At 66.0% G+C, this 8,131-nt stretch carries 1 protein-coding gene; it reads left to right on the forward strand.

Annotated elements, in window-relative coordinates; genetic code table 11:
• The first annotated feature begins 321 nt into the window (after nt 1-321).
• Complete coding sequence (locus U5O44_RS04225) at nt 322-7,893, forward strand: calcium-binding protein (RefSeq protein ID WP_322587223.1); 7,572 nt, start codon at nt 322-324, stop codon at nt 7,891-7,893.
• Nucleotides 7,894-8,131: the final 238 nt, after the last annotated feature.

Here is an 8,131-nt window from a genome sequence, read left to right on the forward strand (position 1 = left end):
GGACCGGGACATGATCTGGAATGCCACCGCCAAGGACTGCTCCGAGGCCACAGCCGCCAGATCAACCCCGTGAACGAGGGGTCCGCCGAATCCCGGAAATCGAACCCGGATCCAGCAGAATCCAACAGCAAAGCCCACCAAGCGAAATAGCAAAAGCAAAAGCAATTTCTAGCTCTCGTCCACAAGGGCGGCACTCAGGCATTGATTTATCTCCCTCTGATTCTGATTGCATCGGAAATCAGTGTGGCTGCGCTTTTGAGATCTGACGTGGTGGTTGTGTTGCTCATCCGTCTGCCAGTCGAAATCCCTTGGGGGAAAACCATGAACGATACCGTCACTGTCACCTTGACCGTCTCCAGCAACGCCGCCGAATCGGGAACCGTCGCCGGCGACAGCATCGTCGGCACCGACGGCAATGACACCCTGATCGGCGGTGGCAGCAATGACACCCTCTCCGGCGGAGCCGGCGATGACGTGCTGGATGACAGCATCGGCTTCAATCTGCTCCAAGGCGGCGATGGCAACGACTGGCTCCGCGGCCATGGCACCTTCGTCGGCGGGGCCGGCAACGACACCCTGACCGCCTCCGGCGCCTTTTACGAGAACTCCGGCGACACCTATGTGTTCAACCTGGGGGACGGCGCCGACACCATCGTCGAGCACGGCACCGCCGACACGGACCAGCACGCCGACTCCGCGGACACCGTGCAATTCGGCCCCGGCATCCTCGCCACCGACATCTCGCGGTCCCGCGCTGGTGACGACTTCGTGCTCTCCATTGGCGTCAACGGCACCGATCGACTGACCATCCAGAACTGGTTTGCGGGCAACACGAGCCGCATCGAGCAGTTCCTCTTCGCCGACGGGACCATCTGGACCATCGCCGACCTGCTGGCCATGCCACTGGTCGTGACCGGCACGGCGGGCAATGACGTCCTGTCCGGCTCCGATGGCGTCGACGACCTCGGCGGCCTCGCGGGCAATGACACCCTCTACGCCAGCGAGGGCGACGACACCCTGTCCGGCGGTGCGGGCGATGACCATCTCACCGATGGCCTCGGCAACAACCTGCTGCAGGGTGGCGACGGCAACGACTGGCTCCAGGGCCACGGCACCCTGGCCGGCGGCACCGGCAACGACACCCTCGTCGCCTCCGACACCTTCTTCGCGAACTCCGGCGACACCTACCTGTTCAACCTGGGTGACGGGGCCGACACCATCATCGAGTGGGGCACCGCGGACACGGATCTGCACGCTGCCTCGGCCGACGTCGTCCACTTCGGCACAGGCATCCTGCCTGCCGACATCACCCGGGCCCGCCGCGGCGATGACCTCGTGCTGTCCATGGGCGCCAATGGCACTGACCAACTGACCATCCAGGGCTGGTTTTCCGACCACGCCAAGCGCGTCGAGCAGTTCATCTTCGCGGACGAAACCGTCTGGACCATCGCCGACCTGCTCGGCATGCCCCTGAACCTCGCCGGCACGGCAGGCAACGACGCGCTGCCCGGTTCCGACGGCCTCGACAACATCGAGGGCCTCGCGGGCAACGACACCCTGTACGCCAGCCAGGGTGATGACACCCTGGACGGCGGCGACGGCGACGACACCCTGTACGACGGGCTCGGCTTCAACGTGCTGAAGGGCGGTGCGGGCAACGACTGGCTCCAGGGCCACGGCACCTTCTCCGGCGGCACCGGCAACGACACCCTCGTCGCCTCCGACACCTTCTTCGAGAACTCCGGCGACACCTACCTCTTCAACCTCGGCGACGGTGCCGACACCATCATCGAGTGGGGCACCGCGGAGACCGCTCTGCACCTGAACTCCACCGATGTCGTGCGCTTCGGTGCAGGCATCCTCCCGGCCGGCATCACCCGCTTGCGCGTGGGCAATGACCTGGTCTTCTCGATCGGCGTCGGCGGCACCGATCAGCTCACCATCCAGGGCTGGTTTTCCGACACCGCCAAGCGCATCGAGCAGTTCATCTTCTCCAACGAGACCGTCTGGTCCGCCGCCGATCTGCTGGACATGCCGCTGATCGTGACCGGCAGTGCGGGTGACGACACCCTGCCCGGCTCCGACGGACTGGACCTGATGGAAGGCCTCGCAGGCAACGACACGCTCTACTCCAGCCCGGGTGACGACACGCTCTCCGGTGGTGCCGGCGATGATGTCCTCCATGACAGCCAAGGCAACAACCTGCTGCAGGGCGGCGCGGGCAACGACTGGCTCCAGGGTCACGGCACCTTCTCCGGCGGCACCGGCAACGACACCCTCGTCGCCCACGACACCTTCTTCGAGAACTCCGGCGACACCTACCTCTTCAACCTCGGCGACGGTGCCGACACCATCGTCGAATGGGGCACCGCGGACACCAGCCAACACGCCTCCTCCACCGACGTCGTCCGGTTCGGCGCAGGCATCCTCACGGACAACGTCACCCAGTCGCGGCGTGGTGATGACCTCGTCCTCACCTTCGGCACCACCGGCGCCACCAATCCCGACCAACTGACCGTCCAGGGCTGGTTTTCCGACACCGCCAGGCGGGTCGAGCAGTTCGTCTTCTCCGACGGGACGGTCTGGACCAACGCCGATCTCCTGGGCAAGCCCCTGAACGTGACCGGCACCACGGGCAACGACGTCCTGCCCGGCTCGGACGGGCGTGACAGGCTGGAGGGCCTCGCAGGCAACGACACCCTCAACGCCAGCCAGGGTGACGACACCCTCGACGGTGGCGACGGTGACGACACCCTCTACGACGGCTTCGGTTTCAACGTGCTGAAGGGCGGTGCTGGCAATGACTGGCTCCAGGGCCACGGCACCTTCTCCGGTGGCACTGGCAACGACACCCTCGTCGCATCCGACACCTTCTTCGAGAACTCCGGCGACACCTACCTCTTCAACCTCGGCGACGGTGCCGACACCATCGTCGAGTGGGGGACCACCGACAACTACCCGGTTTCTGACGACATCGTGCGTTTCGGCCCTGGCATCGCTGCCCTCGACACCACCCTGGCGCGGAATGGCAACGACCTCGTGCTCTCCATCGGCCCCGACCAACTGACGATCCAGGGCTGGTTCGCCGATGCCACCAGGCGCATCGAGCAGTTCATCTTCTCGGACGGGAGCGTCTGGTCCATCGCCGACATCCTGGGCATGCCCCTGAACCTGACCGGCACCGCAGGAAACGACGTCCTGTCCGGCTCGGACGGCCTGGACAAGCTGGACGGCCTGGCCGGCAACGACACCCTGAACGCGAGCCTGGGTGACGACACGCTCTCCGGCGGCGCTGGCGACGACGTGATTCAGGACGGTTTAGGCTTCAACCTGCTGCAGGGTGGCGACGGCAACGACTGGATCCAGGGCCACGGCACCTTCTCCGGTGGCGCAGGCAATGACACGCTCGTCGCCTCCGACACCTATTACGACTTCTCCGGCGACACCTACCTCTACGGCCTTGGTGACGGAGCGGACACCATCATCGAGTGGGGCACACCCGACAACTACCCGTCCTCTGCGGACGTCGTGCGCTTCGGCCCGGGCATCCTCGCAGCCGACGTCAACCGCACGCGCCAAGAAGATGACCTCGTCCTCTTCTTCGGCGCGAGCGTGAACGGCCCAGACCGACTGACCATCCAGGGCTGGTTTGCCGACGCTGCCAAGCGCATCGAGCAGTTCATCTTCTCCGACGGGACCGTCTGGTCCACCACCGACCTGCTGGACATGCCGCTGAACGTCACGGGCACAGCGGGCAACGACCTGATGCTCGGTTCCGACGGCCTCGACAACCTGAGCGGCCTCGCCGGCGACGACACCCTGTCCGCCAGCGCAGGCGACGACACCCTCTCCGGCGGCGCGGGCGATGATGTCCTCCATGACGACAGTGGCTTCAACCTGCTGCAGGGTGGCGACGGCAACGACTGGGTCCAGGGCCACGGATCCTTTCACGGTGGCGCCGGCAACGACACGCTCGTCGCCTCCGGCACCTTCTTCGAGAACTCCGGCGACACCTACCTCTTCAACCTCGGCGACGGCGCCGACACCATCATCGAGTACGGTACCGCAGACACGACGCAGCACGCCTCCTCCGCCGACGTCGTCCGTTTCGGACCGGGCATCCTCCCCGCCGACGTCATCCGCTCGCGCAGCGGTGACGACCTGGTCCTCTCCATCAGCCCGGGCCTCAGCCTCGGCATCGGCGGCACCGACAGGCTGACCATCCAAGGCTGGTTCACCAGTGACACGTACCGCATCGAACAGTTCGTCTTCGCCAACGGAACCGTCTGGACCATCGCCGATCTGCTGGGCATGCCCTTGAGCGTGACCGGCACTGCGGGCGACGATCTCATCCTGGGCTCCGACGGCCTCGACAACCTGAGCGGTCTGGCAGGCAACGACACCATCGCCGGCAGCAGCGGGGACGACACCCTGTCCGGTGGCGCAGGCGATGACGTGCTGGAGGACGGCGAGGGCTTCAACCTGCTGCAGGGCGGTGACGGCGACGACTGGCTCCGTGGTCACGGCACCTTCTCTGGCGGCGCTGGCAACGATACCCTCGTCGCCTCCGACACCTTCTTAGAGAACTCCGGCGACATCTACCTCTTCAACCTCGGCGATGGCGCCGACACCATCATCGAATACGGCACCCCGGACACGGACCAGCACGCGGCGTCAACCGACATCGTCCGCTTCGGACCCGGCATCCTCCCCGCCAGCGTCACCCGCTTGCGCAGCGACGATGACCTTGTCCTGTCCATCGGCGTCGACGGCACGGATCAACTGACCATCCAGGGCTGGTTCGCCGACGCCACGAGCGGCATCGAGCAGTTCATCTTCTCCGACGGAACCGTCTGGACCATCGCCGATCTTCTGGACATGCCTTTCAACGTGACCGGCACGGCCGGTGACGATGTCCTACTCGGCTCCGACGGCATCGACATCCTGAGCGGTCTGGCAGGCAATGACACCCTCTCCGCCAGCCTGGGTGACGACACCCTCTCCGGCGGCGCTGGCGACGATGCCCTGTACGACGGACTCGGCTCCAACGTGCTGCAAGGTGGAGCTGGCAACGACTGGGTCCAGGGCCATGGAACCCTCTCGGGCGGCACCGGCAACGACACCCTCGTCGCCTCCGACACCTTCTACGAGCACTCCGGCGACACCTACCTCTTCAACCTGGGTGACGGCGCCGACACCATCATCGAGTACGGCACCCCGGATACGGAACAACACACGGCCTCTGCCGACACCGTCCGTTTCGGCACCGGAATCCTGCCGGCCCACCTCTCCCGTTCACGCAGCGGCGACGACCTCGTGCTGTCCTTCAGCGTCAGCAGCACCGACCAGCTCACCCTCCAGGGCTGGTTTGCCGACACCGCAAGCCACGTCGAGCAGTTCATGTTCGCCGACGGAACGGTCTGGACCATCGCCGATCTCGAACAACTGGACCTGCTCAACAACGGAACCAGCGGCAACGACTTGCTGATAGGCTGGAACAGCGCGGACCGGCTCAACGGGCTTGCCGGCGACGACACGATCTACGGCCTCCAGGGCAACGACTGGCTCGATGGCGGCAGCGGCACCGACTGGATGGAGGGCGGCAGCGGCGATGACACCTATGTCGTCGACAACGCCCTGGACATCGTCACCGAATATGACGGCGAAGGCACCGACACCCTCCAGTCCTCCCTCACCTGGACCCTGGGCGCCAACCTCGAGAACCTGACCCTCACCGGCTCGGCCGCCCTCTCCGGCTTCGGCAACTCGCTCGACAACCTGCTGCTCGGCAACTCGGCCCGCAACCGCCTCGAAGGCCTCGCTGGCAACGACACCCTCGACGGCGGCTCCGGCATCGACACCCTCGTCGGTGGCTCCGGTGACGACACCTACCTCGTCGAGTCCACCGGCGACCGCGTCATCGAACGCTCCGCCGCCGACGGCACCGACACCGTCCTCAGCTCCGCCTCCTATTTCACCCTGGAGGCCCACGTCGAGAACCTCGTGCTGCTGGGCTCGGCCTCCATCGGCGGCGCCGGCAACGCCCTGGCCAACGTCCTCACCGGCAACGCCGGCGACAACCTCTTCGACGGCGGCGAAGGCAGCGACACCCTCTTCGGCGGCGCCGGCAACGACAGCCTCTACGGCAACGCCGGCTCCGACTCCCTGGTCGGCGGCACTGGCGACGACACCTACCGCGTCGGCCTGAGCACCGACATCGTCGTCGAACTCGCCGATGAGGGCTCCGACACCGTCGAAGCCGTCAACACCAGCTACACCCTGTCCGACCATGTCGAGAACCTCGTCCTGTCGGGCGCGGCCTACTACATCAACGCCACCGGCAACGCCCTGGCCAACCACATCACCGGCAACTGGGGCTACAACGTCCTCACCGGCGGCGCCGGCAACGACACCCTCGACGGTGGCGAGGGGGCTGACACCGCCGTCGGCGGCACCGGCGACGACACCTACTACGTCAACAGCTCCGCCGACATCATCACCGAGCTGGCCGGCGAAGGCACCGATGTCGTCTTCAGCACCGCCCGGAACTTCATCATGGGCGCCAACGTCGAGCACATCACGCTGCAGGGCTCCGGCTCGATCAGCGCCGTCGGCAACGCCTCGGCCAACACCATGATCGGCAACTCGGGCGACAACACCCTCGACGGCGGCGAGGGCAACGACAGCCTCGTCGGTGGCGCCGGCTTCGACTCCCTGCTCGGTGGCGCCGGCTCCGACACCATGGCCGGCGGCGCCGACAGCGACTTCTACCGCGTCGGCTCCGCTGGCGATGTGGTCATCGAACTGGCCAACGAAGGCCTCAACGACACCGTCGAGGCCTGGATCCACTACACCCTCGGCGCCAACGTCGAGCACCTCACCCTGGGCAGCACCAACGCTCTCAATGGCACCGGCAACGCCCTGAACAACGTCCTCACCGGCAACGCCGCCAACAACGTCCTCGACGGGCTGACCGGCGCTGACACGATGGCCGGTGGCGCCGGCAACGACACCTACTTCGTCGACAACACCGCTGATGTCGTCAACGAGGCAGCCGGGGCCGGCACCGACCAGGTCAACGCCTCCGTCTCCTACACCCTCAAGGCCAACGTCGAGCGGCTCACCCTCACCGGCTCGGCCAACCTCAACGGCTACGGCGGCGACGACGCCAACACCCTCACCGGCAACTCGGGCCACAACCTCCTCGACGGTGGCGCCGGCAACGACACGCTGATCGGCGGCGCTGGCAACGACACGCTGCTGGGCAACGCGGGTGACGACTCCATGCTCGGCGGCTCCGGCAACGACACCTACCGCGTCGCCAGCGTCGGTGACACCGTCGTCGAACTCGCGGGCGAAGGCACCGACTCCGTCGAGGCCTACCTCAGCTACACGCTCGGCGCCAACGTCGAGAACGTCGCCCTGTTCGGCTCCGCCCTCACCGCCACCGGCAACGCCCTGGCCAACCAGATCACCGGCAACAGTCTGGCCAACACCCTCACCGGGGCAGCCGGCAACGACACCTATGTCATGGGCCGCGGCAGCAATGCCGACACCATCGTGGACACCGACGCCTCCGCCGGCAACCTCGACACCCTGCGCTTCACCGCCGGCATCGCCTCCGACCAGCTCTGGTTCCGCGCCCTCGGCAATGACCTGGAGGTCTCCATCATCGGCACCTCCGACAAGGCCACCGTCAAGGACTGGTACCTCGGCAGCCAGCACCACCTGGAGCAGTTCACCACCGCCGACGGCAAGGTGCTTCTCGACTCGGCGGTCGACAACCTCGTCACCGCCATGGCCAGCTTCTCCCCTCCAGCCGTCGGGCAGACCTCCCTGTCCTCCACCTACCAGGCCAGTCTCGCTACCGTCATCGCCGCCAACTGGAGTTGAGTTGAGGAACTGCACGGCAGCGAGAGTTTCCCCTCGCTGCCGTGCGGCCGCCATTTCCACTCACCCCCCGCGAATACGGGGGCGTCAAAGTGGATAAAAACTCACCGTATCCAGCAAAATGCTCCAAACGTTTCATTTTGGGCAAAGCAGAACATCACCGTCCTCAGTATTCAGGCCAACACTGCCAATCTGATATTTGTCATGGTCAATTCCTGCTGCATCTGTCAATATGGCAGAT

Source organism: Sphaerotilus sp., assembly GCF_034519685.1.
In the GTDB taxonomy this organism is placed as follows: Bacteria; Pseudomonadota; Gammaproteobacteria; order Burkholderiales; family Burkholderiaceae_C; genus Sphaerotilus.